Here is a 26,089-nt window from a genome sequence, read left to right as displayed (position 1 = left end):
GCGATGAACGCGCGAGGGGTGGCGCTGCAGGGCGCGCTGGCGGCCCTGGGCCTGCTGGCGGCCTTGTTTACCTGGCAGCGCGAGCCGGAGGGCCAGCCCGGCGAAGTCACCGTGCTGGACATCTCCAAGCGAGCGCTCCAGCGGGTGCGCTTCGATGATGCCAACCGCCTGGTCGAGCTGTTCCGCGGCAAGGACGGCGAGCTCTGGGTGCGGCTCGGAGACAAGCCGAAGCCGCCTCCGCCCGCCAAGCCCGCGGCCGAGGCCGACGGTGGGGTGATGGATGGAGGCGTGGCCGGTGGGGCCACGGATGCGGGTGTGCCGCTGGTGGCCAAGGAGGCCGGCGAGGCCGGGACTGCTCCGCCCGCTGCGGCTCCCCAGACAGTGGTGCACGAGCTGCGCGCCAACTTGAGTGCGCAGAACCTGTTCGAACGCCTCGCGCCGCTGAAGGGCAGCCGCGCGCTGGGGGAGCTGGACGCGAAGAAGCTCGAGGAGCTGGGGCTGGTGAACAGCCAGCGCAAGTTGACGTTCACGGTGGACGGCCGGGAGCAGACGCTCGTGCTGGCGACGCCGCAGGGAGCGACGTGGGGCATCCCCTACGCGCTGCGCGAGGACGGCAAGGTGTTCCTGCTGACCTCGGCCGTCCTGCCGGACCTCGAGGGCGGCATGAACCGCCTGGTGGACCGCCGGCCCCATACTTTCGATGAGGGGGACTTCGACTCCTTCACCGTGATTCAGGGGAAGAACTCGCGCACCTACCTGGTGACCGGCAAGCCGCCGGGCGAGGTGAAGGTGGCGCCGAAGGACGCGCCGGACAAGCCGGAGGAGTTCGCCCACAACTGGCACGATCGCATCTGGCGGACGGTGGCCATGGACGTAATGGGCCGGGGTGAGGAGCCGCCGGGCGGCGCGCCCGAGGAGGTGTTCCGCGTGGAGTACCGCAAGGACGGCAAGCCGGTGGGCTTCTTCTCCGTGTCGCGGGGCGACAAGGGCGAGTTCTACGGGAAGACCGAGCACAGCGCGGGTTGGATCCACTTCCACGGCGGCATGGACACGCTCGCCACGGAGGCCGTCAAGGTCGCCTCGGGGAGCTGAGCTCCACGGAGTGCCCGAGCCCTCTCGTCCCCGCCCGGCCTCAGCGCGGGGAGGAGGGAGGCTCGGGCGCCTCGGGCTCCCAGCGCAGGCGGATGTCCGCGAAGTGGTACGGCGCCCATGGGCCCGTGTACTGGAACATGAGCAGCTCGAAGCGCGCGGCCAGCGAGCGCACCTTCGCGTCGAAGGTGGCCTCCTGCTCGCGCGGCAAGAGGAACGCGGCGTTGAGGATCATCCGCTCGCCGATGGGGCTCACCACCCGCACCGCCGTGGCGTGAGGACGCAGCGCTTCCACGATGGAGCGGGCGTCGTGCTCGGCCACCTGCTGGGGCAGCAAGTCCCGGTCCCAGAGCACCTTGAGGCCCAGCTCCAGGTGGCCCTCCAGCCGCTCCAGCACGCCCGTGAAGGCGTCCTCGGCCGAGCGCAATAGCTCCACCACCTCCTCGCGTCCGGCCAGGGTGAGCCCGAAGGCCATGGGCAGCAGCGTGCGCTCGCGCATCACCGCCTCCTGCACCCGGTGGTGAGCCAGCACGTTGTCGCGCGTCGGATCCGGCACGCCCAGCGGCCCCGAGGACACCACCGCCATCAGCTCCCCATGGCCCACCGTGCCCACCTCCGCCGGAGGCGTGCCCAGGCCGATGGGGCCAAAGCTCAGCTCCTCCCGCGAGCGCAGCACGCCGTAGATGTACAGGCCCCGCGCACCCGGGGGCTCGAGCGGTGTCGGGGACATGGCCACTCCCTACGCCGCGCGTGTGGCCAGCACCCGCTTCACTTCCGCCACGAGCGTGTCCGGAAGGCAGGGCTTGATGACGAAGGCGTCGCAGCCCAGCTTCACTCCCTCGCTCTGGCTGAGGGCATGTCCGGTCAGCGCCACCACGGGGATCTTCTTCGTGCGCTCGTCGTTCTTCAGCCGGCGCGTGGCCTCCCAGCCGTCGATGATGGGCAGCGACAAGTCCATCAGGATGATGTCCGGCAGCAGCGAGAAGGCCTTGTCCAGCGCCTCGGCCCCGTTGGTCGCCTCGGCCACCCGGAAGCCGGAGAAGTCCAGGTACTCGGCATACATCTCCCGTGCATCCTGGTAGTCGTCCACCACCAGCACGAGCGGCTTGTCGGAAGCCGAAGCATTCGTCATGTACGCCTCATACGCCGCGGCAGGTGCAGTGTGAAGGTGGAGCCCTGGCCTGGCTCGCTCTGAACCGTCACGCGCCCACCCATCATCGCCGCCAGACGTCGGCAGATGGACAGACCCAGCCCCGTGCCGCCGTAGGCCCGAGTAGGCGAGCTGTCCACTTGCTGGAAGTCCTCGAAGATCTTCTCCAGGTGCTCCGGGGCGATGCCGATGCCGGTGTCCTTCACGGAGATGGTGAGGGTGGAGGTGGCCATCTCGTACGCGGCGGCGATCTGCACCGAGCCCTCGTGCGTGAACTTCAGCGCGTTGGACAGCAGGTTGAGGACGATCTGCTTCACCTTCTGCCGGTCGCCATGGAGCTCCGGCAGCTCGGGCGCCAGCGAGGTGCTCACCGCGAGCCTGCTCCGGGCGACGATGGGATCCAGCTCCGCCACCACCTCGGCGATGAGCTCCGAGAGCACGAAGTCGCTCAGGTTGAGCGGCATCCGCCCGGCCTCGATGCGGGTGATGTCGAGGATCTCGTTGATGACCTGGAGCAGGTGCCGGCCGTTGGAGTCGATGCGCTGCAGGTTGCGCTTCTGCTGGGGCGTCATCTCTCCGGAGACGCCCTGGAGCAGCATGCTCGTGTAGCCGAGGATGGCGTTGAGCGGCGTGCGGAACTCGTGGGACATGTTGGCCAGGAACTGCGACTTGGCGGCGCTCGCCTGCTCCAGCTGGAGCGCCTGCCGCCGCAGCTTCTCGTTCTGCTCGGCCAGCTCGGCGGTGGCCGTGTGCACCTTGGCCTCCAGCTCGCTGGAGGCGGTGGTGAGCTGCTCCAGCAGCCGGGCCTTCTCCTGCGCCTCCGTCCGATCATGCAGCAGGGTGACGATGGAGGTGGGCTCGCCCGAATCCGAGAGCACCTGGCTGCCCACCGCCTCCATGGGCAGCGGCGCGCCGGTGGCCGGCTCCACCAGGGGCAGCTCGCTGCGCCAGCGCCGCGCTCCTCCCGCCGAGAGCAGGTGGGAGAGGAAGGAGGAGAACTGCGCGTCGTTGGTGTGCGCGCGCCGCCGGGTGGCCTCGCCGCTGTCCGGCGGGGCGATGAAGAGGCGCTCGGCCGGATCATTCATCAGCACCGTGCCGCCGGCCGGATCCGTGAGGATGATGGGATCCGGCACCGAGTCCAGCACGAGATCCAACCGCAGCCGCTCCGAGCGCGCCTCCTGCTCCGAGGCCCGCAGGCGCCGGTAGCTCTCGCCGAGCGCGCGGGTGGCGCGGCCCAGATCCGTCACGTTGCGCAGCACGCACACCAGGCCCGGAGGGCTGCCCGGCTCCTGCACCCGGGTGCAGACCAGCTCGAAGAGCAGATCCGTGCCCTCGGCCGGATCCACCAGGGACAAATCCCTGCGGCGCACGAGCGAGGCGCCCCCGGTGGCGAAGCTGAGGAGCGCGGTGTGGAAGAGCTGCTGGTTGAGCTCCACGGCGCGGCGGTGGCCCTCGCTGGCTCCCTCGCTGGCCACCAAGAGCTGGCGCGCGCGGGCATTGGCCATGAGGAGCTGGCCCTCGGGGCTGGTGAAGAGCAGCGGGTCCGTCACCGCGTCCACCATGTGCCGCAGCAGGGTGCGCTCGTGCTCGGCGCCCGGGGGGCTCGGCTCGGAGCGCGCCTCTGGCCTGGGCGCAGAAGAGGGCGTCAGGGGAGCAGAGGACGGCACGGCGCTAGGCTCCGGTTCCCGTCTTCCCGGGAGAGGCTCCGGGATGCTCCAGGTGGGTGTTCACGGCCGCGACCACGATGCGGGCCGGCTTCACGGGGAGAGGGGCCTCCGCCTTCACCGCCCGAGGCGCTCCCTCGAACCGCACGCCCTGATCCAGGACCCGATCCAGGATATCGACGAGACTGCTGCTTCCGGGGTTGCGCGCGACAGGCATCCTGCTCTCCTGGCGGTGGGGGCCCACCCATGGGCTTCTGTCATACCGCGCTCCCCACCCGGAGACTCCAGGGATTCGACAGAAGCGCGCGAATCACCAATAGCTTTCGCCTCAGTCTGTTGCCTCGAACACACCGTGTCCAATGCCGGGCCAGCAGGGCAGGCGGCCATGCGAGCTACGGCTGCTGGCTTACCGGCTCCGGGAGGCATCCCTAGCCTTGGGCCATGACTGGCGAGCGGATCCACAAGTCGCTCTGGACCACGACGGCTGCCGCGCGGCGCTTTCCGGCGTTGACGGGAGAGCTGGCGGTGGACGTGGTGGTGGTGGGAGGCGGTGTGGCCGGCCTCACCACGGCCTGGCTGCTGCGGCGGGCGGGCAAGAAGGTGGCGGTGCTGGAGATGAACCGGCTGCTCACCGGGCAGACGGGGCAGACGACGGCGCACCTCACCGAGCTGCTCGACACGCCGTACCACCAGCTGCGCTCGGACTTCGGTGAGAAGGGCGCGCGGCTGGCGGCGGCCTCCAGCCGGGCCTCCCTGGAGCTGATCGCCGCGCTGGTGGAGCAACTGGGAGTGGACTGCGGCTTCCAGCGCGTGCCGATGTTCCGCTACGCGGAGACGGACAGCCAGCTTCGCGAGCTGGAGAAGGAGGTGGCCGCGGCGCGCGAGGTAGGGCTGCAGGCCAGCCTGGCGCGCGAGGTGCCGCTGCCCTTCCCGGTGAAGGGAGCGCTGCGGCTGGAGAACCAGGCGCTGATCCACCCGCGCACGTACCTGCTCGCCATGGCGGAGCGGCTGGAGCAGGAAGGCTGCCTCCTCTTCGAGGACACCCGCGCGGTGGAGGTCCACGACGGAACGCCCTGCCGGGTCGTCACGGAGCGAGGCACGGTGTTCGCCATGGACGTGGTGGAGGCGACGACCACGCCGCTCAACCGCCTCTTCCTCCACACCAAGGTCTATCCGTACCGCACCTACGCGGTGGCCGGTCCGCTGGAGGCGCCGGTGGAGGCGGGCCTCTATTACGACAGCCAGGATCCGTACCACTACATCCGCCCGCAGCGGATCGACGGGGTGGACTACCTCATCGTCGGCGGCGAGGACCACAAGGTCGGCGTGGAAGAGGACACGGACAAGCACTTCGCGGCGCTCGAGGCGTACACGAAGCGGTTCTTCCCGGTGACGCGCCTCACGCACCGCTGGTCCGGGCAGGTCATCGAGCCTGCGGACGGGCTGGCGTACATTGGCCGCAACAGCGCCTCGCGGCACACCTATGTGGCCACGGGCTTCTCGGGCACGGGCATGACGTGGGGGACGCTGTCGGGGATGATCCTCTCGGATCTGATCCTCGGGCTGCAGAACCCGTACGCCGCGCTCTATGACGCCACGCGCGTGAAGGTGAAGGCGGGCGCCAAGGACTTCCTCCAGGAGAACGCCGAGGTCGCCTTCCACTTCGTGGCGGATCGGCTCTCGCGGCCGGACGGGCACACGCTGTCCGAGGTGGCGCCGGGCGAGGGGAAGATCCTCGAGGTGGCCGGACGGAAGGTGGCCGTCTACCGCGAGGAGGGCGGCGCCTGCCACGCCGTGTCGCCGGTGTGCACGCACCTGGGGTGCCACGTGCACTGGAACAGCGCGGAGCGCTCCTGGGACTGCCCCTGCCATGGTGCTCGCTACAGCCCCACTGGCAAGGTGCTCAACGGCCCGGCCGTGAAGGATCTCGCCTCCAGGCGGCTGCCGCCGGAGGCATCAACTGATTCACCCAACACCACGAACGGAGACAACCGATGAACGCGCTTGAACTGCTCAAGGAACAGCACGAGGAAGTCAGCAAGCTCTTCAAGAAGTTCGAAAGGCTGGGTGACGGCTCCATCACGGAGCGCCGGGAGCTCTTCATCATGATCGCCGACCGGCTCTCGGCCCACGCCACCATCGAGGAGCAATATTTCTATCCCTCGATCAAGACGGACAAGAGCGAGGACCTGCTCCTCGAGGCGGCGGAGGAGCACCTGGCCGTCAAGCGCCTCATCGCGGACCTGCTCGATCTGGAGCCGACCGACGAGACCTTCGACGCGAAGATGAAGGTGCTGATGGAGAACGTCGAGCACCACGTCGAGGAGGAGGAGGACAAGCTCTTCAAGATGGTGAGGAAGACCCTCAACGAGGACCAGCTCCTGGCGCTCGGCATCCAGATGAAGGCGGAGTTCGACGAGCTGATGGAGGCCGAGCCTCGCAACGAAGTGCCGATGCAGACGGACACCGCGGCGCCGATCTGATCTGAACTTGCGTGCAGTCCGAGCGCGTGGGTGGCAGCATGGCCTGAACATGCCCGCCGCCCCGCGCGCCGTCCCTGCTGTCTCACTGCTCCCTGAGGGTTTCACGCTCTCGGCCCGCCGGGCGCTTGCCCGCGCTGATCCGCGCATGGCGGAGCTGATGCGCCGGGTGGGGCCCTTCCGGCTCCAGCTCAAGCCGCTGCACAGCCCGTTCGCGGCGCTGGCCGAGTCCATTGTCTACCAGCAGCTCCACGGCCGCGCCGCGGCCTCCATCTTCGCCCGGCTGTCCGAGCGGGTGGGGGTGGGCTCGGGGTTCACGCCCGAGGCGCTGCTGGCCACGCCGGATCCCGCGCTGCGCGAGGTGGGGCTGTCCGGCGCCAAGGCCGCGGCGCTGAAGGATCTGGCCCAGAAGACCCGAGAGGGCGCGGTGCCCACGCTGGCCCAGGTCCACCGGCTGACCGACGCGGAGCTGATCGAGCGCTTCACGCAGGTGCGCGGCATCGGCCAGTGGACGGTGGAGATGCTGCTCATCTTCCGGCTCGGGAGGCCGGACGTGCTGCCGGTGGATGACTACGCCATCCGCAAGGGCTTCATGCTCCTCCAGGGACTGAAGGAGTCCCCACGTCCCCGCGAGGTGCTGGCGTACGGAGAGCGCTGGCGCCCGTGGCGCACGGTGGCGAGCTGGTACCTCTGGCGCTCGCTGGAGCTGCCCGAGGCTCAGGAGAAGGCATCCGGCATGGACACGTCCACGCGCCCCCAATCGCCCCAGGCCCGCAGCAGCAAGGCCCGCACCGCGTCGTCCGTCACCGGGCGGAAGTCCCCATAGAAGGACGACAGCGCATCGAAGGGCAGGGGCTGCCAGGGGCAGATGATGTCATCGAACTCCGAGGCGAGCAGCCGCAGGCTCTCGCGCGAGCCCACCGGCACCGCCGCCACCACCGTGCGCGCCCCGGTGCGGCGCAGCAGCCCCGCGGCCTCCTGAAGCAGGACGCCCTGCGCCACGCCCTCGTCCACGAGGATCACCATGCGCCCGTGCAGGGTGGGCGGAGGCGCGGGAGGACGCAGGGCATGGATCCGCTGGCGCAGGCGGCGCCAGGTCTCCGCCGTGGCCTGCCGGACGGCTTCGTCTCCCAGCCCGAGCGCGTTGATGGCGGGCTCGTGAAGCTGCTGCGCCGGCGGCCAGCCGAGCAGCCCCAAGGTGACCTCTCCCTTCGGGGAAGTGATCGGCTCGAGGAAGCAGAGATCCAACGGCGCGGCCAGATGCCGTGCGACCTCGAAGGCGATGGCGGCGCCGCCGTTCGGAACGCCTAGCACGGTGACGTCATGCCGTCCCGCGAACCGCGCGAGCGAGCGAGCGAGCACTTCACCCGCGTGGGCCCGGTGGGAGAAAGGAGTGATCATTTGGGCGGAACCTGAGGAGCAAGCCACCTGTCTGCAAATGCAGGCTGGCCGCTCGGCCGCTCTCGTACCCAGGGACTGTGCCTGGGCGAACCTTGCCCCTGGAGTGTCGCGTCCGCACCCCTTGGGAAAGGAGCGGGACACGCATGCGCGCATTGACTTACCAGGGACCCTACCGGGTCCGTGTGGAGACCAAACCGGATCCCAGCATCGAGCACCCTCAGGACGTCGTCTTGAAGGTGACCCGAGCGGCCATCTGTGGCTCGGATCTGCACCTGCTGCACGGACTCATCGCGGACACCCGCGTGGGGTGCACGTTCGGCCACGAGTTCGTCGGCGTCGTGGAGGAGACGGGCCGCGAGGTGAAGAACCTGCGCAAGGGGGACCGGGTGGTGGTGCCCTTCAACATCTCCTGTGGCTCGTGCTTCTACTGCCAGCGGGGGCTCACGGCCCTCTGCGAGAACTCCAACCCGAGCAGTGATCTGGCCTCCGGGGTGTTCGGCTATTCGCACACCACGGGCGGCTACGAGGGCGGCCAGGCCGAGTACGTGCGCGTGCCCTTCGCGGACGTGGGGCCAATGAAGATCCCGGAGGACATGGATGACGAGTCCGTGCTCTTCCTCAGCGACATCCTGCCCACCGGCTACCAGGCCGCGGAGATGGGCGAGATCAAGGCCGGCGAGACGGTGGTGGTGTTCGGCTGCGGCCCGGTGGGCCTGTTCGCCATGAAGTCGGCGTGGCTGCTGGGCGCCGGCCGGGTGATCGCGGTGGACCACGTGCCCTACCGCCTGGCCTTCGCCGAGCAGTACGCGAAGGTGGAGACGGTGAACTTCAAGGAGGTGGATGACGTGGTGCTGCACCTCCGGGAGCTGTGCGGGGGACGTGGGGCGGACGTGTGCATCGACGCGGTGGGCATGGAGGCCGAGGGCTCGACGATGCACAAGATGCTGGGCCTGGCGAAGCTGGAGGCCGGCGCTCCCACGGCGATCAACTGGAGCATCGACACCGTGCGCAAGGGGGGCAACGTGTCGATCATCGGCGTGTACGGCCCACCGTGGAACCTGATCAACATCGGCAGCGCGATGAACAAGGGCCTGACGCTGCGGATGAACCAGTGCAACGTGCGCCGGTACATGCCGCACCTGCTGGAGCACATCCGCGCGGGGCGCATCGACGCCAAGGGCATCATCACCCACCGCTTCCCGCTCGAGGACGCGCCGCACGCCTACCACCTGTTCGCCCAGAAGCGGGACGGCTGCATCAAGTGCGTGCTCGCTCCCCACGGACACGCCTGAGCCAAGGAGACAGCCATGATCGAGCAAGGAATCGAAGGCAGGGGAGTGGATCTGGATCCGAGCCAGCGGCCCGGCGTCCCCATGGAGCTGGAGCCGCAGCCGCTCCCGGGCTCGCAGGTGCCGATTGAGCCGCAGCGCTCGGCCTATCCGGTGTTCGTCCACGGAGGCCGTACGGGGATGCCGCCGGTGTTCGGCACGGCGGCGCCACCCAAGGCGCTCAGCGGCGTGCTGCGCAAGGTGGCCTACCACTACCCGGACCACTGGGCCCGGCACTGGATGATGCTGCTCGCCGCGGACCGGGTGGACTCCTGGGAGCACAACTTCCGGAGGATCCTTCCATTGGCCGCGGTGGCCGTCGTTGGCGGCCTCACGGTGAGGTGGCTCCGGAGCTGAGCCTCAGGAGGTGGGCTGCGGGGCGGGGGAGGCTCCGCGCCTGCGCAGCAGCGGGATGAGGAAGAGGAAGGCCACCGAGAGCGCCACGCCCAGGAGGAAGGCCTGGGCGTAGCTCCAGTGCGCCTTGCCCACGAGCATCCCCCCGAGAGGGCCTCCGGGTGACTTGCCCAGCACCTCCACGCTGGCCAGCAGCGTGTAGTGGGTGGCGCTGATGCGGCGGTCCACCCGGGACATCATGAAGGCGAACATCACCGTGGTCAGCGAGCCGCCGAAGAACTCCTCGGCCAGGGTGACGCCGATGACGCCCTCGTCCGAGACACCCAGCTTCGCCAGCCACCACCGGCCCACCAGCGGGAAGATGCGCAGCGTCGCGGTGACGGCGAGCGCTCCGAGCAGCGGCATCCGGGTGGCGAGCAGGCCTCCCGTCAGCGAGCCCAGGATCGAGGCCGCCGTGCCCCACGTGCCCACCCAGAGGCCGATCTGCGCGGGGCGGATGCCGGAGTCGACGAGGAACAGCTTGTAGAGCGCGTCCGAGATCGTCTCGCCGAACTTGTAGGTGGCCACGAAGAAGAGCAGCCACCCGGTCCCCGGCAGCAGCAGCGCCTCCTTGAGGTGGCCGAGCAGCTCGCGCCAGCTTGTCCGTTCGGAGGAGCGCTCCTGCGGCACGGGCTCGCGCGCGAAGGCCGTCACCACGGACACGACGAGGCAGAGCGCCGCCATACAGAGGAACAGGCCCTGCCAGCCGATGGAGTCACTCGCCCAGAGGAGGAGTCCTCCCGCGGTGATCATCCCCAGCTTGTAGCCCACCACCTGCGCGGTGTTGCCCAGGCCCAGCTCCTCGGGCCTCAGCGAGTCCGCCGCGAACCCGTCCACGGCGATGTCCTGGGTGGCGGCGAAGAGGTTCATCAGGAAGATGAGCCCGAGCAGCACGGGCAGCGCGCTCGGGAGGGGGACTGTGGACGCGGCGATGCACGTGCCTGCCAGCGCGACCTGCAAAGGGAGGATCCACGACTTGCGCCGGCCAATGCGCGGCGAGCCGTAGCGATCCACGAGCGGGGCCCACAGGGCCTTGAACATCCACGGCAGGGAGAGCAGTTGGAGGAAGCCGAGCGCCGTGACGGAGATGCCCTGGGTGCGCAGGTACACGGGCAGCGCCGTGATCTGGAAGCCATAGGGCATGCCCTGGACGAAGTAGAGCGAGGTGAGGAGGGCCAGCTTCTTGGGGGAGAGCTTCACGGCGGGCCCGGGGGCAGTGTCGGCATCACACCGCGCATTATCGTGGAGCGCTCGGGACGACGCCACCCAGGCCCAAAGGGTGGCGTCGCCGAAGCAGCGGACTGGTAGTCGAAGGTCAGGGTCTGCTGCGAGCCGGCCGGGATGCTGACGGGGCTGAAGACTTTATAAGCGTACAGATCATTGGTGGCTGAGTTGTGGATCCGGATCTCGACCACCAAGTCTTGCAAGCTGGGGTTCATGGAGACAGAAGAACGCACCGTGGACACGGTCGCATCCGTGGCGACGGAGGCCGTGTCATTCGCTGTCAATTTAGAACGCGGTGAATCCGAGCTACTGCCACAGGCTGCGAGGACGAACGTCAATGCGACGGCAATGAAGTGCTTGGTCATCCGTGATTTCCTCCCATCACGGGCTCAAGCAAGCCCTATGTCTATAGTGTGTTCTCCTGTCGCCGTTGAGGTTCAGGTGGTGGCGCCGCCGCAGCTGGAGCCCGCCCCGGCCGTGCAGCCGAAGCAGTGCCGGTCCGTGACGATGGCGCGCGCCTCGAGCTTTGTCAGATCGAAGTCCCGGATGTGCCGCGGCGCTCCGGCCTCCACCGGCAGCTCGAGCATCTGGTTGAAGTCGCAGTCATAGAGCTGGCCGTCCCAGCCCACCGAGAGCGTGTTGCGGCACATCACCCCGAGCGCCGCCGCCGGGTTGAACGCCGTCACCAGCCGCTCCAGGTACGCGCTCAGGTTGCCGGACTGCTCCAGCCACTCCAGGAAGCGGCTGATGGGCATGTTGGTGATGGTGAAGAGCGAGTCGAAGCGGATGCCGTGGTTCTTCAACAGCTCGCGCTTCCACTCGGCCTCCAGCGAGGCCTGCCCCGCCGGCAGGAACGCGCCCACGGGGTTGGTTACCAGCACCAGCCGCAGCCCGCTCTGCCCGTCTCCGTAGCCCAGCGCGTTGAGCCGCTTCAGCGCGCGGATGGACTTCTCGTACACCCCCTCGCCGCGCTGCTTGTCCGTGTTCAGCGCCCGGTAGTGCGGCAGCGAGCACACCACCTCCACCCGGTGCCGCGCGAAGAACTCGGGCAGGTCCGCGTGCGGCGCCGTCTCCAGGATGGTCAGGTTGCAGCGGTCCATCACCTGCCGGCCCAGCTTGCGCACCTCCTCCACCAGCCAGCGGAAGTGCGGGTTCATCTCCGGCGCGCCGCCCGTGAGGTCCACCGTGGGGATGGCCGTCTTCGCCAGCGCCGCGAGGCACTGCTCCATCGTCTCCCGGCTCATCACCTCGCGCCGGTCCGGCCCCGCGTCCACGTGGCAGTGCCGGCACGTCTGGTTGCACATCTTCCCCAGGTTCATCTGGAAGATGTCCAGCTTCGTGGGCCGCAGGGGATGGAGCCCCGCCTCCCGCAACGCCGCGTCGAACTCGCGAGGCAGCTTCAGCCGGTGCAGCGTCTCCAGCTGGGTGGCGGGAGAGGCGAGCGGCGCTCGGCGAGACAGCAGGGAAGGGGGCGTGTTCGTGGCCATGGGGACGTCCCTACATGCCCACCTTGTCCACGTGGTTGCGCATCTGCACGCCGTGAACCAGCGAGGCGCCTCCCCGGATGGCCGCCGCCACGTGCACCGCCTCGGTCATCTGGTCCAGGTCCGAGCCCTTCTCCAGCGCGTCCTTGCTGTACGCGTCGATGCAGTACGGGCACTGGACCGCGTGCGCCACCGCCAGGGCGATGAGCGACTTCTCTCGCGCGGAGAGGGCGCCCTCCGCGAAGACGGCGCCGTACCAGTCGAAGAACTTCTGCGCCAGCTCCGGCCGGTTCTTCCCCACCTCGGGGAAGCGGGCCAGATCGTGCGAGTGGTAGTAGTGGGGATTTTCCATGGTGGGCTCTCCTGCTACGGGTGGATACGTCCGAGGACCGCCGCGCGTTACGGCTGCGCGGGCGCTTGCATGTAGCGCAGGATCAGCGCCTCCAGCCGCTCGAGCGCCTTGTCCAGCACCTCCATGGACGGGCCGAAGGACAGCCGGACGTACGTGCGGAAGCGCGAGGAGCGGGCGCGCCGCTTGCCCGGGTTCACGTCGAAGAACTCCCCTGGCACGCAGATGATCTTCTGCTCCAGCGCGGCCCGGAAGAAGCCCATGCCGTCATTGAGCGGCGGCGGCAGCCCGGCCAGGTTGCCCCAGACATAGAACGTTCCATCCGGCGGCCGGTCCGTGCGGATGCCCAGCCGCTCCAGCCGTGAGTGGAAGCGATCGCGCTTCTCGCGGAACGCGGCGTTGATGGCCTGCGTCTCGGCCACCACCGTCTCCTCCTCCAGCAGCGGGAGCGCGGCGCGCTGCAGGGGCCGGCTGCCTCCGCCGTCCAGGAAGCTGCCCGCGCTGGAGACGGCCTCGATCACCTGCCGAGGCCCCACCGTCCACGTCATCCGCCAGCCCGGGTAGCGCCAGTTCTTCGTGAGCCCGTCGAAGACGACCACTGGATCCCGGTTCACGTCCTCCACGTAGCGCGTGGCGCTCTCCACCGGCAGCTGGCCGGGCCGCCCCGTCCAGATGTAGTGCGAGTAGAACTCGTCGATGAGCAGCGTGCACTCCTGCTCTCGGGCCACGCCCACCCAGCGCGCCAGCTCGTCACCCTGCACCAGCTTGCCGGTGGGGTTGCACGGGTTGGAGAAGAGCAGGGCGGACAGCCCGCGCCCCTGCACCTCGCGCCGCAGGTCCTCGTGCGTGAAGGCGTAGCCGCGCTCGCCCTCCAGCATGATGGGGATGGCGGTGAACGCCTTGAAGACGTCCAGCAGCTCCTCGTAGGCGGTGTAGTCCGGCAGGAAGTGGCCCAGGTTCACCTGGCCCAGGCTCGCCGCCGCCCGCGTGAGCGAGGTGCGCCCGCCGCCCGACAGGCTCACGTTCTCCGCGGTGTACTGGCTGGGCATCCCCTTGCGGTAGAGCCGGTTGTAGAGGCTGGCGATGGCCTCGCGGGCCTCCCACAGCCCGGCCACCGGCGCATACTCCAGGTCCGCCACCTCCACGGCCACCTTGCCCACTCGGGGCGGGGCGCCGGGCAGCTCGCCCGTCTCGGGCTGCCCTTGGCCCAGGTTGCACCACTCGGGATCCCCAGGCCGGTAGCCCCGGCGGCTGGCTTCGGCGGTGACGTAGATGACGCCCGTGCGCGGCACGGAGCGAAACGCTGGAATGTTGTCGTCGCTCACGGCGCGCACCCTACCGGAGCTTGGGCCCGCGCGCCTCTCTCCGCTTCACCGGACGATGGGAACTGTCACCGGGTCGCGATCATCGATCGTCAGCTCCATCTTTCCCAGGCGCCAGAGTGTCTGGGAGAAGGCAGCCTTGACGGTGCGGCCCTGCGCCGTCTCCAGCAGCGCCTCGCCCTCCTTCGGGGCGAGCTCGCCGAGCTCATACTCCAGCTCCGTGAAGGTGACCCGGTGGGTTCCCTCCGGCCCGGTGAGCTCTCCCGGCCCGTTGAACACCAGCGAGGTGCCGCCAATCACCGGCAGGCCGTCGCGCATGCCCACCCGGCCATCCACCCGGTACCCATACTCGGGGCGGCGGGGCAGCTGGCCCTCCGCCAGCGCGTAGTAGCGCGACTCGTCTCCGCAGGTGCCGTAGCCCACCTCGACTTGCAGCGGCGCTCCGTCCACCTGCAGCCCGCGCAGGTCGGCCTTCAAGTCCATCCGGTCCTCGCCGCCCGAGTACTTGAAGGCGGTCTGTCCGGACACGGTGTGGCCGCGGACCGTGCAGCCTCCTGCCGCGAAGGTGAGCACCACCGCGTCCGTGGTGGCGTCCAGGGTCTCGGTGGTGGCGGTGACGCACCCGGCTTGTGCCTGGGCCGAATCGGCGGCCTTGCCCACGAAGCTCCTCCGAGGCTCACCGCACGTGTACACGGGCAGGATGCCGAGCAGCTCCAGCGCCGCGCGGGCCTGCGTGGCCGCGTCGAGCGCCACGTCCACTCGGTTGTGAGCGTCGTCGAGCTCTTCCTGGGTGGGGGGCCCTCGTTCGCCTCCACAGGCGGTGGCGAGCGCGGTGAGGACGGCAGCGGGGATCATGTAGCGCATCATGCGGGGCTCCTCGGCAGGGTTCCGCCATGCGGGCGGGGGATGCACCGCCAATTCAGCAACCCTCGTGCCTGCGCCAACCCCGCGAGAAGAGAGGCGTGGTGCGCACGGCCGATGTGCATCCGTGTGCAGCGCACTGCACAGCATCACCGGCTCTAGCCAGCAGTCCAATCGTCAACGCGCGCTTGAAGCAGGATTCCTTGCTCACTTCGTGAAGCCGGGAGAACCCTGGCAACTTCGGAGCCTTCTCTCAGCAATCTCTAGGGTCTGGTCGATCCCACCCAAGCCGCTGGGTTGGGGGGCTCTGAAACATGTGAAACAGGTTTTCATGGTGCACCGAGGGGCTGCGGGGCATACCTAACGGCCTTATTGCACCCCTGTGAGGTTGAACGTCACTGCAAAAACATGGTGGTCTATAGGCGTTCCAACCGCCCCCGCTCCCCCTCTCCTCAGTGGCCAATTCCAACGGACAGAACAGCATCCGCAGATGGCTCATCTCTGCCGTAGCGGAGTCGCTGAACATTCCAGCCGAGCGCGTGGAAGCTCATGCCAGCTTCCGCCGACTCGGCTTGGACTCTATGGCAGCAGGAGCCCTCGCGGCTCGGCTGTCCAAGTGGCTGGGCCGCCCCGTGCCCATCACTTTGTTGTGGGAACACCCCAACATCGACGAGCTCGCCGCCCACCTGAGCGGGCGGGCGAGCACCGTCTCCACCCATGAGGTGACGCGGGCGGCGGCGCAGGAGCCCATCGCCATTGTTGGCATGGCCTGCCGCTTCCCCGGAGGCGTGGACAGCCCCGCGGCCTTCTGGGAGATGCTGCGCACGGGGACGGACGCGGTGACGGAGGTGCCCCGTGAGCGCTTCGACGTGGAGGCCCTCTACCGCTCGGACCTGGCCACGCCCGACACCATCCCCATGCGCCATGGGGGCTTCCTGCGCGGAGACATCACCGGGTTTGATCCGGCGTTCTTCGGCATCTCGCCCCGCGAGGCCAATCACATGGACCCCCAGCAGCGCGTGGCGCTGGAGCTGGCGTGGGAGGCGCTCGAGGACGCGGGCATCCCTCCGCACACGCTGGTGGGCTCCGCCACGGGCGTCTTCCTGGGCGCCATCTGGAGCGACTTCGCCCTGATGATGGGCCGCCTGGGGCTGGGGACCATCGCGCCCCACACCGTCACCGGCACGCACCACAGCATCATCGCCAATCGCATCTCCTATTGGCTGGGATTAGAAGGCCCGAGCATGGCCATCGACACGGCCTGCTCGGCCTCGCTGGTCGCGGTCCACCAGGCGTGCGAGAGCTTGCGCAGCGGCGAGTCCAACCTGGCGCTCGCCGGTGGCATCAACCTCATCCTCGCGCCGGACAGCATGGTGCAGATGTCGAGGTTCGGAGCCGCCAGCCCCTCGGGCCGCTGCCGCTCGTTCGACGCGGCGGGGGATGGCTATGTCCGAGCCGAGGGCGCCGGGATCGTCGTGCTCAAGCGCCTGTCGCGGGCCATCGCCGACGGCAACCCCATTGCCTGCGTGATTCGCGGCACCGCCATCAACAATGACGGGCGCAGCAACGGGCTGACGGCGCCCAACCCCCGGGCCCAGCGCTCGGTGCTGGCGCTGGCGTGCGCTCGCGCGGGCGTGGAGCCGGCCTCCGTTGATTACATCGAGGCCCACGGCACGGGGACGCGGCTGGGAGATCCCATCGAGGTCTCCTCCATTGGCGCCGTCTATGGCCAGGGCCGTCCGGCGGATCGCCCGCTGCGCATCGGCTCGGTGAAGAGCAACATCGGTCACGCGGAGGCGGCGGCGGGGATCGCCGGCCTCATGAAGGTGGCCCTCAGCCTGCGCCGCCGGCAGCTCCCGCCCAGCCTGCACTTCCACACGCCCAACCCCCAGATCGACTTCGGGGCGCTGAACCTGGAGGTGAACACCCGGCTGAGCGATTGGCCCCGGCGGGAGATCCCGGCTCGGGCCGGCGTCAGCTCGTTTGGGTTTGGCGGCACCAACGCCCACGTCATCCTGGAGGACGCGCACCCGCCCGCCTCGCTTCAGATGGAGGAGATCCTCCGGGATCTCAGCCCCTTTGGAGTCGGCAATGATCGGACGACCCGCCAGCCGGTGTTTGTCTTCGCGGGGCACGGCTCGCAGTGGATTGGCATGGGGCGCGAGCTGCTGATGGCCTCGCCGCTGTTCCGCGCCAGCCTCCAGGCGTGCGAGCGGCAGATTCAGGCCCAGGCCGGCTGGTCGCTGCTGCCGGAGCTGCTGGCGCCTCCGGGGCAGTCGCGGCTCCACGAGCCGGAGATCGTCCAGCCCGCCATCTTCTCCGTGCAGGTGGCGCTGGCCGAGCTGTGGCGCTCGTGGGGCGTCGTCCCCCGAGTCGTGCTCGGGCACAGCCTGGGAGAGGTGGCCGCGGCGCATGTGTCCGGGGCGCTGAGCCTCGAGGACTCCGTGCGCCTGGTCTGCCTGCGCGGCCAGTTGACGGGGCGGATGGTGGGGCACGGCGGGCTGCTCCTGGTGGAGAGCTCCCGGGAGGAGATCGAGAAGCTGCTGCGCGGCAGGGCGGGTGCTTCCGTCGCCGTGTGCAACAGCCCCAGTTCCACGGTGATCTCCGGCGAGCACGCCGTGCTGGAGCTGCTCGCCAGCGAGGTGCACGAGGCCGGCAAGCGCTGCACGTTCGTGGACGCGGGCTTCCCCTCGCACAGCCCCCTGATGGATCCCATCCTCCCCGAGTTCATCGAGGGGCTGTCGGGGATCTCTCCTCAGCCCACGCACACCCCGCTGCTGTCGACGATGACGGGGCACTTCATGGAGGGGCGTGAGCTGGACGCCAACTACTGGGCCCGCAACCTGCGCGAGCCCGTGGAGTTCGCGGCGGCCATCGACACGCTGCTCAAGGACGGCGAGGACCTCTTCCTCGAGGTGGGGCCCCAGCCGGCGCTCGCCCGCTTCACGGAGCAGTGCCTGGCGCATGCGGGCCGTGAGGGCATGGTGGTGACCTCGACGCACCGCCAGGGCTCCGAGTGGGAGACGCTGCTCGAGGCCGCCAGCGCCTTGCAGGCCTGTGGCGTGCCCGTGCACCCGGGCGTCTCGTTCGAGGAGGCCCCGAGCCCGCCGCATGTGCTCGCGGTGTCGGCGCACACGCCGCAGGCCCTGCACGCTCGCGTGGCGGGGCTGCTCAAGCTGATGGAGTCCAAGCCCAGCGTGGCGCTGGATGACCTGTGCTACACGGCGGCTTGCGGCCGCAGTCACCTGGGCTACCGGGTGGCGGTGGTGGGCAACGGCCGCACCGGCCTGCGCGAGCGGCTCAACGCGGCGCTGGCGCTGCCGCTCCAGGATCGTCCGGCTCCCACCCATCCTCCGCGGCTGGCGTTCGTCTTCCCGGGCCAGGGCGGCCAGTGGGAGGGCATGGGCCGGGAGCTGCTGGAGCGCGAGCCTGTCTTCCGTCAGGCCCTGCTGACGTGCGACGCGGTGATCGCGCGCCACACGGGCTGGTCCGTGGCGGCGAAGCTGGCCAGCGGGGAGATGCTCAAGACGCGCTCGGATGTGGCCCAGCCCGTGCTGTTCGCCTTCCAGATCGCGCTGTGCCGGCTCTGGGAGTCCTTGGGGATCCGGCCCGCGGCCGTCATCGGCCACAGCATGGGCGAGGTGGCCGCCGCGCACGTGTCCGGCGCGCTGAGCCTGGAGGATGCGGCCCGCATCGTCTGCGCGCGCAGCCGGCAGATCCAGGCCGTGGGCGGCCGCGGCACCATGGCCGTGGTCGAGTGCTCGCCCGAGGAGCTGGAGGAGGTGCTCGCGCGCTATCAGGGCCGCGCCAGCATGGCGGGGCGCAACGGCCCGCGCAGCTTTGCCCTGGCGGGGGAGCGCGCGGCCCTGGACGCCATCTCCACCGAGCTGCAGGCGCAGGGGGCCTTCATCCGAGTGCTGGGGGCCGAGTTCCCCGCGTCCCACTGCCCCCAGGTGGAGCCCATCCGGGAGCCGCTCGCCAAGGAGCTGGTGGGGTTGTCGCCGCGCGCCTCCTCCATCCCGTTCTACTCCACGGCCACGGGCACCATCGTGGAAGGGCCGGAGCTGGACTCGCGCCACTGGGTGCGCAACGTGCTCCAGCCGGTGCGCTTCTACGAGCAGGTGCGCGCCATGCTGCGCGACGGGATTGATCTGTTCCTCGAGGTGTCGGTGCACCCGCTGCTGGGCATGGCCTGCGAGCAGACCCTGGCCGAGGCGGGCTCCAAGGGCGCGGTGCTGCACTCGCTGCGGCGCGGCGAGGGCCAGCGCTACCTGTACGAGACGCTCGCGCAGCTCTACGAGCGCGGGGTGGAGGTGGACTGGGCCGCGGTGCAGCGGCGCGGCGGGCGCATCATCTCCCTGCCGTCCTACCCGTGGCAGCGCATCCACTGCTGGCCCGAGGGGATGGATGGGATCATCTCCAGCACGCTCCAGGCGGCCGCCACGGCCACCCCGGCGGCGGGGCCTCCCGAGCTGGTGCGGCTGGAGCAGGCCCTGAAGTCCTCGGCGGCGGAGCCGGAGCCGGACATCGTCGAGCCGCTCCTGCGCCGCTACTCCGCCACCATCCTTCAGATCGCCGAGTCGGCGCTTCCCTCGGAGACTTCGCTCAAGCGGCTGGGGCTCGACTCGCTGCTGGCCATGCAGCTCAACAACCGGATTCGGGCGCTGGTGCAGGTGGATGTGCCCGTCTCGCTCTACCTGGAGGACCGGAGCCTGTACTCGCTGGCCCAGGCGCTCTGCGCGCACGTGCGGCAAGCGGGCGCGCCCGCCGTTAATGCAGAAGCGTTGGCCGCGACGCTGGAGGAGGGGAGCCTGTGATCACCGCGAAGGGGCTGGTAGGGCAGCTCACCGGCAAGGGCGTGCGGCTGTGGACCGTTGACGGCCAGCTCCGCTTCAAGGCGCCTGGGGGCGTGCTCACCGCGGAGGACAAGGAGGCGCTGCGCGCCCACAAGGCGGAGCTGTTGCCGCTGCTGGAGGGCCGCACCGCCGCGGGCATCTCCAGCCTGCAGCGCCGGATGTGGTTCCTCACGCGGCTGGCGCCGGACCAGAACGCGTACCTGGTCTCCAATGCCTACGAGCTGCGTGGCCCGCTCCGGCCGGAGCTGCTCGAGCGGGCACTTCAGCAGGTGGTGGATCGCCAGGAGGCGTTGCGCGCCACCTTCGCCGAGCTGGAGGGCCAGCTGGTCCAGTTCTTCGCTGCCCATTACCGGGTGCCGCTGCAGCGCATCCGCCTGGAGGGGCCCATCACCGACGAGCGCATTCAGCAGGCCCTGCGCGAGGTGCTGGCGCGCCCCTTCGACTTCGAGCGCGAGCCCACCCTGCGCAGCTGCCTGCTGGAGCTGGGCCCCGGGCACTACATCTGGGGCCTGGGCATGCACCACCTGGTGACGGATGGCTGGTCTCTCGGGCTGCTCAACGCGGAGGTGGAGGCGCTCTATCGCGCCGGGCTGGAGGGGGGCGCCGCGTCGCTGCCCGAGCTGAAGCTGGGCTACGAGGACTTCGTGGACTGGGAGCGCGAGCGGCAGCGCGCCTCCACGAGCCTGGACTACTGGCGCCAGCGGCTGGAGCACCTGCCCTTCATGGATCTGCCGACGGACCACCCTCGGCCAGCGATTACGCACTACCGGGGCCGGCAGCACCGCTTCACCCTGCCTCCAGAGCTGGATGCCGCGCTGGCCCAGGCCGCCGCGAAGGTGGGGGCGACGCCGTTCTCGGCGCTGCTCGCGGTGCTGGCGGTGACGCTGCAGCGCCTGTGCCGCCAGCGGGATGTGGTGGTGGGCACTCCGCACGCCAACCGCGGAGATCGCGGCCTGGAGCCGCTCATCGGCTGCATGGTGAACACGATGGTGGTGCGCATGGAGGTGCCTGCGGGGATCCGCTTCTCCGAGCTGATTCGCCAGGTCCACCGCCACTCCCTCGAGGCCGCTGAGCACCAGGGAGTGGCCTTCGAGCAGCTCGTCCAGTTCTCCGGACAGAAGAGGGATCCCTCGCGCAGCCCGCTGTTCCAGGTCTTCTTCGCGATGCAGCCCTCCTCGCTGCCGCTGCGGCTCTCGGGGGTGGAGTGCTCGGAGTACCCGTTCGATGCGCAGCTCTGCCAGTTCGACGTGGAGTGCCACCTGTTCCCGAGCCCCTCGGGGACCCGGGGCCTGCTGCTCACCAGCGCGTCGCTGTTCTCGGAGGAGTTCGGTCCCCGCCTGATCGAGATCTTCAGCACCCTGGCCGCGCGGCTGGCGGCCTCCCCGGAGGCGCCGGTGGACGCCGCGAGCCTGCTCGGCGAGGCCCGGACCCGGCAGGTGGTGGTCGGCTGGAACGACACGCAGATCGCCTATCCGCGCGAGCGCCTCCTTCACGAGTGGGTGTTCCAGGAGCTGGCTCGGGCTCCCCAGACTCCCGCGGTGACGTATGCGGGGCGCACGCTCTCTCGCGCGGAGGTGATGGCGCGGGCGCACGGGATTGCCCAGGAGCTTGTCCGGCGAGGCGTCGGTCCGGGGCAGGTGGTGGGGGTGCTCGGGCAACGCTCGGCGGAGCTGTTCACGGCCATCCTCGGAGTGCTCTCCGCGGGCGCGGCGTACCTGCCGCTGGATCCGGATCTGCCCGAGGAGCGGATTCGCTTCATGCTGGAGGACAGCCAGGCCCGCTTCGTGGTGTCCGAGCAGCCGGCCCCGCGCGCCGTGCCCGAGGGCCTTCCGGTCCTGACGCTGCGAGAGCTGGAGCCGCTGCGCGCCGAGGCTCCTCCGTCCGTGGAGCTGGACTCGGAGGCTCCCGCCTATCTCCTCTACACCTCGGGCTCCACGGGCAGGCCCAAGGGCGTGGTGGTGCGCCACCGCAACGTCGTGAGCTGCCTGTGGGCGCTGTCACGCCAGCCGGGCCTCAGCGCGAGGGATGTGCTGCTGGCGGTCACCACGTGGTCCTTCGACATCTCCGTGCTGGAGCTCTTCATGCCGCTGGTGACGGGCGCCCGGCTGGTGATCGCCGACTCCGAGTCCGTGCGCGATGGGATGCGCCTGGCGCGGCTGATCTCCGAGCAGGGCATCACCGTCATGCAGGGCACGCCCTCCGTCTGGTCGCTGCTCAGGGCCAGCGGGTGGCCGGGCGACAAGCGGCTCAAGGTGCTGTGCGGCGGCGAGCACCCCTCGCGCGAGCTGGTGGACTGGCTGGCCTCGAGCTGCGGAGAGCTGTGGAACCTGTACGGCCCCACGGAGACCACCATCTGGTCTCTGCGGGAGCGGCTGACGAAGGGGGCTCCCATCCTGGCGGGGCTCCCCCTGGAGAACACGCAGCTCTTCGTGCTGGATGAGGCGGGGCTGCCGGTGGGGCCGGGCGTGCCCGGCGAGCTGTACATCGGCGGCGAGGGCGTGGCCCTGGGCTACTGGAACCGGCCGGAGCTCACCGCCCAGCGCTTCGTCGAGCTCAACCCCGCGGGGCTGCTCCCCGCGCCCGTGCGCTGCTACCGCACGGGAGATCTGGTGCGTCAGCGCAGCGATGGCCGCCTGGAGTTCCTGGGGCGGCTGGATGGTCAGGTGAAGGTCCGCGGCTACCGCATCGAGACCGGGGAGATCGAACACGTGCTGGGCCAGCATCCGCAGGTGGCGGAGGTGGCGGTGGTGGCGCGTCCCGGGATGGATGGAGAGCAGGAGCTCATCGCCTGCCTCTGCCCCGCGACGAGCGAAGAGCCGCAGGTGCAGGAGCTGCGCGGCTGGCTCAAGGGGCGGCTGCCGGCGTACATGGTCCCGGCGCACTTCGTGGTGATGCCGGAGCTGCCGCGCACTCATAACGGCAAGGTGCACCGTCAGGCGCTGCCCCCGGCCACCTTCGACTTGCAGCTGGCGGACGTGGACTATGAGCCGCCGGTGGGGCCCATGGAGGAGGCGGTGGCCGCGCTCTTCCACGAGCTGTTGCCAGGGCGGCTCCCCAGCCGGGGTGATGACTTCTTCGCGCTGGGCGGCCACTCGTTGATGGCGGCGCGCTTGCTGTACACGGCTCGGGAGCGGCTCGGGGTGTCCGTGCCCATGTCCGAGCTGTTCGTCCAACCCACCGTGAAGGGCCTGGCCGGGGCGCTCAAGTTCGCGCGCCTCAAGGCCGCGGCGACCAGCGGCGACGAGCGCGCCCTGGAGGCCGCCATCGCGGAGCTCAGCGAGGACGAGGCCCAGTCCCTGCTTTCCAGACTTGTTTCCACCCAGGAGGTACGTCCATGACGACGTCAGCACCCCTCTCGCAGGCCAAGAAAGAACTGCTTCGCGCACTGATCAAGAACCGTGAAGTGGGTTCAAAGGACGTCCCCTCCAACCTGATCCAATTCAAGAAGGGGGAGCCCGGCGTGCCGCCGTTCTTCTTCTTCCCGGCCACGGACGGAGGCGTCTCGTACTTCCGCCACATCGCCCCGTACCTGCCCGAGCCCATGGGCTTCTACGGCGTCCAGGCCCCCGGCTTCGACGAGGAGCGCGAGCCCATCCGCAATGTGGAGGACAGCGTCGAGTACTCGATGCGCCACATCCGCGCCATCCAGCCGCACGGGCCCTACTACATCGGAGGGTTCTGCATGGGCGGGCTGCCCTCGTACGAGCTGGCGACTCGGCTCCAGGCGGAGGGCGAGGAGGTGGCCGTGCTGCTGCAGGTGATGCCGGTGTTCCTGCGCCCGTGGGCCTGCCTGCCGGGCACGGACGCCCTGCAGCTCCGAGCCATCGAGGACCACACCTTCATCTTCGAGCGCATGCTGGGCATCCACGTGCCGTTGCCCATGGAGAAGATCCGCGCGATGCCGGAGTCCGAGGAGCGCTACGAGTTCGTCACCAACATCGTGCGCGAGGGGGGCTACATCAAGGGGCCGGCCGAAGAGCACATGTTCCGCCACCGCATGAAGATGTACGAGGCGGGCCTGAGCGCGATGCTGGGCTACAAGGCCAAGCGCGAGCTGCGCGGGCACATCGACATCATCGTGGTGGGCCTGGAGCACAAGAGGGAGCTGGAGCTGGACCTGAACACCTCGTACACGGTCCACCTGCGCGGCCTGCCCTCCGAGAAGATCCACTACCACAAGCTCAACGCGGACTCCGCCGGCATCATCAGCGGTGACGAGCCTGACTGCGGCATGATCGCCCGGCGCATGGCCGACTTCCTGAAGAAGTAGGCCCTACGGAGGTCTCGTCAACGAGACTTCCGTAAGTATCGTCGACGGTACTTCCATGTGTACCGTTGACGGTACTCCTGTAGATGGGCAGGAAAGCCCTGGGGTAACGGAAGTCCGCGAAGCTCCAGGGTTTTTGATAATTGGGGAGACACGATTTGAACTCGGACTGGACTGCAGTGTCCCCACAGGGCATTGACGCACCGATTTCTCCCCAACCGAAGTCCTTCACCCAACCTCAGCCTCCTCATGATCCAAAACCTTTCCGACCTTCAAAGCGCTACCGAGTTCGAGCTCTGGGCGCTTGAGGCCGCAGTCCCTCTGGTTTCGCCAGGTGGGCGGGAACTCAAGCTGGATCCGGTGACGGGTAGCGTTGTGGTTCGCATGAGGCAGGTCGAGAGCGTCAGCCAAGGAGCGGTGGACGCGCTGATTGCGAAGCTCTATCCCATGCTGTTCGGCGCAGCCTGGAAGGTCCTCGACCTCATTGTGGAGTTGGGACTGCACCAAGCAGGCGTCCCCCCAGATCGGGGCTCGGAGTTCACGATCAAGATGAAGGCCGCGCAGGCAAGCAAGGCAGCGTGTTCCCCCTTTGCGGGGCAAGCTGTCTGGACTGCTCTTGCAGAGGTGTACCGGACGTTCGAGGAGGCCCGCCATAGCTTGGTCCACCGCCGCGCTCAAGTTGCTCCTAAGACGGGGGAACTGGTCGGTCAGAACCGTACCGGGGCACCGCTTCAGCCCATCACGCGGGATGAACAGGTTGCGTTCTGCCATGCTGTCCAGCTTGTTGCGGAGACCGTCCTGAGCAGCGGAGGTAACCCGGTGCTCCTTCATCCTCGAATTGATGCTCGGTTGCGCGGGTATCTGGGCAGGCTCGCCCGGCATCACTCGATCACGCTCGGCGGAGGCACGGCACAGCAGGCCCCCATCAAGGTTCTCGTCACGCTCGCATCTGGCACCTTGCTTGACGTCCCGGCGCTCCTCAGTCGTGCGCAGCAGAGCAGCCCGACAGCTAGTGGAGTGTCCACGAAGTGCATAGACATAGTCGCTGGGGATGCATAGCTCTTCTCGATGAGAAGACGCCCCCCGCGACTGATCCACCTCGCGCCATCAGAGGTCGCGCACCTCGAGGGTCTGGTGCAAGACGGCCGGACCGAGCAGCGCATCGCACGCCGAGCACGCATTCTGCTCGCCATGGCGGAGCCGGACACCATCGTTTCGGAGCTGGCCGAGCGGCTCGGTCAGGACCGCAGGACTATCTGGGCGCTGTGTCGTCGCTTCGAAGCACTCGGAGCCGACGTTGTGAAGGATGCCCCCCGCTCCGGTCGGCCGCGGGAGCTTTCCCCCCCTGCAGCGCGTTGAGGTAGTGCGCCTGGCGTGCTGCGAGCCGGCCGGTGTCGGGCTGCACATGACGCACTGGTCCACCCGCAGCCTGGCTCGCGCCGCTCAACTGCGGGGCATCGCCCCCGTCCTGTCCCACTCCGAGGTGGCCCTCATTCTCAGGGATGCCGAGTTGCAGCCGCACCGCTCGCGTTACTGGAAGACACCGACGCCGGACGACTCCTTCCGTCATCAAGCAGCCAAAGTCCTCTGGTGCTACGAGCATGCCCAGGCCCTGGCCCAGCGCGGTGAGGTGGTGTTGTGCCTGGATGAGAAGCCCAACATCCAGGTGCTGGAGCGCAGGTGCCCCACACGCGCCATGAGGCCTGGCCGCATCGAGGCACAAGAGTTCGAGTACGTGCGGCACGGCACGGTGAACTTCCTGGTGAAGTTGGTGGTGCACACAGGCCAGATGCGGGGCTGGTGCTTGGAGCACAACGACGCAGCGTGCCTGCGGGCCATGCTCCCCCAGGTGCTCGATGACCATGGCGATGCGCGACGCATTCACCTCATCTGGGACAACGGCTCCAGCCACGTGGCCCAGCAGACGCGGCACTGGCTCCGCGACCATTACCCGCGCGTGCGGGTGCTCTACACCCCGCCCCATGCCTCCTGGCTCGATCAGGCCGAGTTGCTCCTCCGCGCCTTCGCAGCGCGCTACCTCCAGCGAGGGGAGTGGGCCAGCCGCGCTGAGCTCATGGCTCACCTCAATGCGAGCTGGCCCGAGTACAACCGCCTCTACGCGCACCCGTTCACTTGGTCCTGGACCCGCTCCAAGATGCACGCGTGGGTGGACCGCCACTTTGCCTGACTATGTCCAACAACTTCGTGGACACTCCACTAG

The 26,089-nt window shown here is 69.2% G+C and carries 23 protein-coding genes; 12 read left to right on the top strand and 11 right to left on the bottom strand.

Annotated features, from left to right (window positions below; genetic code table 11):
* On the top strand, positions 1–1,092 hold a 1,092-nt coding region (locus ACJ8AT_RS03965; protein ID WP_407736196.1), incomplete at its 5' end, for a hypothetical protein.
* 40 nt (positions 1,093–1,132) lie between these two features.
* Here the strand turns inward: ACJ8AT_RS03965 and ACJ8AT_RS03960 are convergent.
* The 4 genes from ACJ8AT_RS03960 to ACJ8AT_RS03945 are packed head-to-tail and all read right to left on the bottom strand — an operon-like array spanning position 1,133 to position 4,120.
* Complete coding sequence (locus ACJ8AT_RS03960) at positions 1,133–1,819, bottom strand: GvpL/GvpF family gas vesicle protein (RefSeq protein WP_407736195.1); 687 nt, start codon at positions 1,817–1,819, stop codon at positions 1,133–1,135.
* 9 nt (positions 1,820–1,828) lie between these two features.
* On the bottom strand, positions 1,829–2,221 hold the full coding sequence (locus ACJ8AT_RS03955) for a response regulator (RefSeq protein ID WP_407736194.1): 393 nt from the start codon (positions 2,219–2,221) through the stop codon (positions 1,829–1,831).
* Entirely contained in the window at positions 2,218–3,906 is a 1,689-nt protein-coding gene (locus tag ACJ8AT_RS03950; protein WP_407736193.1) for an ATP-binding protein, read from the bottom strand. The genes ACJ8AT_RS03955 and ACJ8AT_RS03950 overlap by 4 nt, the downstream gene beginning before the upstream one ends.
* A gap of 4 nt (positions 3,907–3,910) precedes the next feature.
* Positions 3,911–4,120 (bottom strand): hypothetical protein, encoded by a 210-nt coding sequence (locus ACJ8AT_RS03945; protein WP_407736192.1) that lies wholly within the window; start codon positions 4,118–4,120, stop codon positions 3,911–3,913.
* Between the two features lie 224 nt (positions 4,121–4,344).
* On the opposite strand from ACJ8AT_RS03945, the gene ACJ8AT_RS03940 reads away from it, so the two are divergent.
* From ACJ8AT_RS03940 to ACJ8AT_RS03930, 3 genes are all read left to right on the top strand, one after another.
* Positions 4,345–5,901, top strand: coding sequence for an FAD-dependent oxidoreductase (locus ACJ8AT_RS03940; protein WP_407736191.1), 1,557 nt, complete (start codon positions 4,345–4,347; stop codon positions 5,899–5,901).
* Entirely contained in the window at positions 5,898–6,386 is a 489-nt protein-coding gene (locus ACJ8AT_RS03935) for a hemerythrin domain-containing protein (RefSeq protein WP_407736190.1), read from the top strand. The genes ACJ8AT_RS03940 and ACJ8AT_RS03935 overlap by 4 nt, the downstream gene beginning before the upstream one ends.
* Positions 6,387–6,531: 145 nt before the next feature.
* Positions 6,532–7,209, top strand: coding sequence for a DNA-3-methyladenine glycosylase family protein (locus tag ACJ8AT_RS03930; RefSeq protein WP_407736189.1), 678 nt, complete (start codon positions 6,532–6,534; stop codon positions 7,207–7,209).
* Here the strand turns inward: ACJ8AT_RS03930 and ACJ8AT_RS03925 are convergent.
* Entirely contained in the window at positions 7,101–7,784 is a 684-nt protein-coding gene (locus ACJ8AT_RS03925) for a phosphoribosyltransferase (protein WP_407736188.1), read from the bottom strand. The genes ACJ8AT_RS03930 and ACJ8AT_RS03925 overlap by 109 nt on opposite strands.
* Before the next feature lie 143 nt (positions 7,785–7,927).
* Between ACJ8AT_RS03925 and ACJ8AT_RS03920 the strand changes: the two genes are divergently transcribed.
* Positions 7,928–9,076 (top strand): zinc-dependent alcohol dehydrogenase, encoded by a 1,149-nt coding sequence (locus tag ACJ8AT_RS03920; protein ID WP_407736187.1) that lies wholly within the window; start codon positions 7,928–7,930, stop codon positions 9,074–9,076.
* A gap of 15 nt (positions 9,077–9,091) precedes the next feature.
* Complete coding sequence (locus ACJ8AT_RS03915; RefSeq protein WP_407736186.1) at positions 9,092–9,469, top strand: hypothetical protein; 378 nt, start codon at positions 9,092–9,094, stop codon at positions 9,467–9,469.
* 3 nt (positions 9,470–9,472) lie between these two features.
* Here the strand turns inward: ACJ8AT_RS03915 and ACJ8AT_RS03910 are convergent, their stop codons facing one another.
* The 6 genes from ACJ8AT_RS03910 to ACJ8AT_RS03885 form a co-directional block, all read right to left on the bottom strand.
* Positions 9,473–10,705, bottom strand: a complete 1,233-nt coding sequence (locus ACJ8AT_RS03910; protein WP_407736185.1) for an MFS transporter — start codon at positions 10,703–10,705, stop codon at positions 9,473–9,475.
* Positions 10,702–11,094 carry a hypothetical protein gene (locus ACJ8AT_RS03905; protein WP_407736184.1) on the bottom strand — a complete coding sequence of 131 codons (393 nt, stop codon included), beginning with the start codon at positions 11,092–11,094 and terminating at the stop codon, positions 10,702–10,704. Before ACJ8AT_RS03905 ends, ACJ8AT_RS03910 begins: the two co-directional genes overlap by 4 nt.
* A gap of 72 nt (positions 11,095–11,166) precedes the next feature.
* The gene (gene arsS / locus ACJ8AT_RS03900) at positions 11,167–12,216 is read right to left on the bottom strand and encodes an arsenosugar biosynthesis radical SAM (seleno)protein ArsS (protein WP_407736183.1); all 1,050 of its coding nucleotides are present in this window, start codon (positions 12,214–12,216) and stop codon (positions 11,167–11,169) included.
* 10 nt (positions 12,217–12,226) lie between these two features.
* Positions 12,227–12,565: an arsenosugar biosynthesis-associated peroxidase-like protein gene (locus ACJ8AT_RS03895; protein ID WP_407736182.1), complete on the bottom strand. Its 339-nt coding sequence runs from the start codon at positions 12,563–12,565 to the stop codon at positions 12,227–12,229.
* Positions 12,566–12,612: 47 nt separating this feature from the next.
* Positions 12,613–13,887 carry a pyridoxal phosphate-dependent aminotransferase gene (locus ACJ8AT_RS03890; RefSeq protein ID WP_407736181.1) on the bottom strand — a complete coding sequence of 425 codons (1,275 nt, stop codon included), beginning with the start codon at positions 13,885–13,887 and terminating at the stop codon, positions 12,613–12,615.
* Between the two features lie 45 nt (positions 13,888–13,932).
* Positions 13,933–14,751, bottom strand: coding sequence for a hypothetical protein (locus ACJ8AT_RS03885; RefSeq protein ID WP_407736180.1), 819 nt, complete (start codon positions 14,749–14,751; stop codon positions 13,933–13,935).
* Between the two features lie 449 nt (positions 14,752–15,200).
* Here ACJ8AT_RS03885 and ACJ8AT_RS03880 point away from each other — a divergent pair, with 449 nt between their 5' ends.
* From ACJ8AT_RS03880 to ACJ8AT_RS03855, 6 genes are all read left to right on the top strand, one after another.
* Complete coding sequence (locus ACJ8AT_RS03880) at positions 15,201–19,562, top strand: acyltransferase domain-containing protein (protein WP_407736179.1); 4,362 nt, start codon at positions 15,201–15,203, stop codon at positions 19,560–19,562.
* Positions 19,559–22,939 (top strand): amino acid adenylation domain-containing protein, encoded by a 3,381-nt coding sequence (locus tag ACJ8AT_RS03875; protein WP_407736178.1) that lies wholly within the window; start codon positions 19,559–19,561, stop codon positions 22,937–22,939. Before ACJ8AT_RS03880 ends, ACJ8AT_RS03875 begins: the two co-directional genes overlap by 4 nt.
* A complete protein-coding gene (locus ACJ8AT_RS03870; RefSeq protein ID WP_407736177.1) occupies positions 22,936–23,871 on the top strand; it encodes a thioesterase domain-containing protein in 936 nt (311 codons plus the stop codon). Before ACJ8AT_RS03875 ends, ACJ8AT_RS03870 begins: the two co-directional genes overlap by 4 nt.
* Positions 23,872–24,117: 246 nt before the next feature.
* Complete coding sequence (locus ACJ8AT_RS03865) at positions 24,118–24,927, top strand: hypothetical protein (RefSeq protein WP_407736176.1); 810 nt, start codon at positions 24,118–24,120, stop codon at positions 24,925–24,927.
* A 9-nt stretch (positions 24,928–24,936) separates the two neighbouring features.
* Positions 24,937–25,227 (top strand): helix-turn-helix domain-containing protein, encoded by a 291-nt coding sequence (locus ACJ8AT_RS03860; protein WP_407736175.1) that lies wholly within the window; start codon positions 24,937–24,939, stop codon positions 25,225–25,227.
* Positions 25,228–25,273: 46 nt separating this feature from the next.
* Entirely contained in the window at positions 25,274–26,056 is a 783-nt protein-coding gene (locus ACJ8AT_RS03855; RefSeq protein WP_407736174.1) for an IS630 family transposase, read from the top strand.
* Positions 26,057–26,089: the final 33 nt, after the last annotated feature.

Source organism: Hyalangium sp. (assembly GCF_045802625.1).
Classification (GTDB): domain Bacteria; phylum Myxococcota; class Myxococcia; order Myxococcales; family Myxococcaceae; genus Hyalangium.
The sequence above is the reverse complement of the archived record's forward strand: the minus strand, read 5'-3'. Positions and strand labels throughout refer to the sequence as shown.

Coding starts and splice junctions, on each gene's coding strand:
- ACJ8AT_RS03915 (WP_407736186.1), top strand. CDS start 9,092: ATGATCGAGCAAGGAATCGAAGGCAGGGGAGTGGATCTGGATCCGAGC.
- ACJ8AT_RS03955 (WP_407736194.1), bottom strand. CDS start 2,221: ATGACGAATGCTTCGGCTTCCGACAAGCCGCTCGTGCTGGTGGTGGAC.
- ACJ8AT_RS03945 (WP_407736192.1), bottom strand. CDS start 4,120: ATGCCTGTCGCGCGCAACCCCGGAAGCAGCAGTCTCGTCGATATCCTG.
- ACJ8AT_RS03930 (WP_407736189.1), top strand. CDS start 6,532: ATGGCGGAGCTGATGCGCCGGGTGGGGCCCTTCCGGCTCCAGCTCAAG.
- ACJ8AT_RS03905 (WP_407736184.1), bottom strand. CDS start 11,094: ATGACCAAGCACTTCATTGCCGTCGCATTGACGTTCGTCCTCGCAGCC.
- ACJ8AT_RS03855 (WP_407736174.1), top strand. CDS start 25,274: ATGACGCACTGGTCCACCCGCAGCCTGGCTCGCGCCGCTCAACTGCGG.
- ACJ8AT_RS03935 (WP_407736190.1), top strand. CDS start 5,898: ATGAACGCGCTTGAACTGCTCAAGGAACAGCACGAGGAAGTCAGCAAG.
- arsS (WP_407736183.1), bottom strand. CDS start 12,216: ATGGCCACGAACACGCCCCCTTCCCTGCTGTCTCGCCGAGCGCCGCTC.
- ACJ8AT_RS03895 (WP_407736182.1), bottom strand. CDS start 12,565: ATGGAAAATCCCCACTACTACCACTCGCACGATCTGGCCCGCTTCCCC.
- ACJ8AT_RS03925 (WP_407736188.1), bottom strand. CDS start 7,784: ATGATCACTCCTTTCTCCCACCGGGCCCACGCGGGTGAAGTGCTCGCT.
- ACJ8AT_RS03960 (WP_407736195.1), bottom strand. CDS start 1,819: ATGTCCCCGACACCGCTCGAGCCCCCGGGTGCGCGGGGCCTGTACATC.
- ACJ8AT_RS03865 (WP_407736176.1), top strand. CDS start 24,118: ATGATCCAAAACCTTTCCGACCTTCAAAGCGCTACCGAGTTCGAGCTC.
- ACJ8AT_RS03870 (WP_407736177.1), top strand. CDS start 22,936: ATGACGACGTCAGCACCCCTCTCGCAGGCCAAGAAAGAACTGCTTCGC.
- ACJ8AT_RS03920 (WP_407736187.1), top strand. CDS start 7,928: ATGCGCGCATTGACTTACCAGGGACCCTACCGGGTCCGTGTGGAGACC.
- ACJ8AT_RS03940 (WP_407736191.1), top strand. CDS start 4,345: ATGACTGGCGAGCGGATCCACAAGTCGCTCTGGACCACGACGGCTGCC.
- ACJ8AT_RS03885 (WP_407736180.1), bottom strand. CDS start 14,751: ATGATGCGCTACATGATCCCCGCTGCCGTCCTCACCGCGCTCGCCACC.
- ACJ8AT_RS03860 (WP_407736175.1), top strand. CDS start 24,937: ATGAGAAGACGCCCCCCGCGACTGATCCACCTCGCGCCATCAGAGGTC.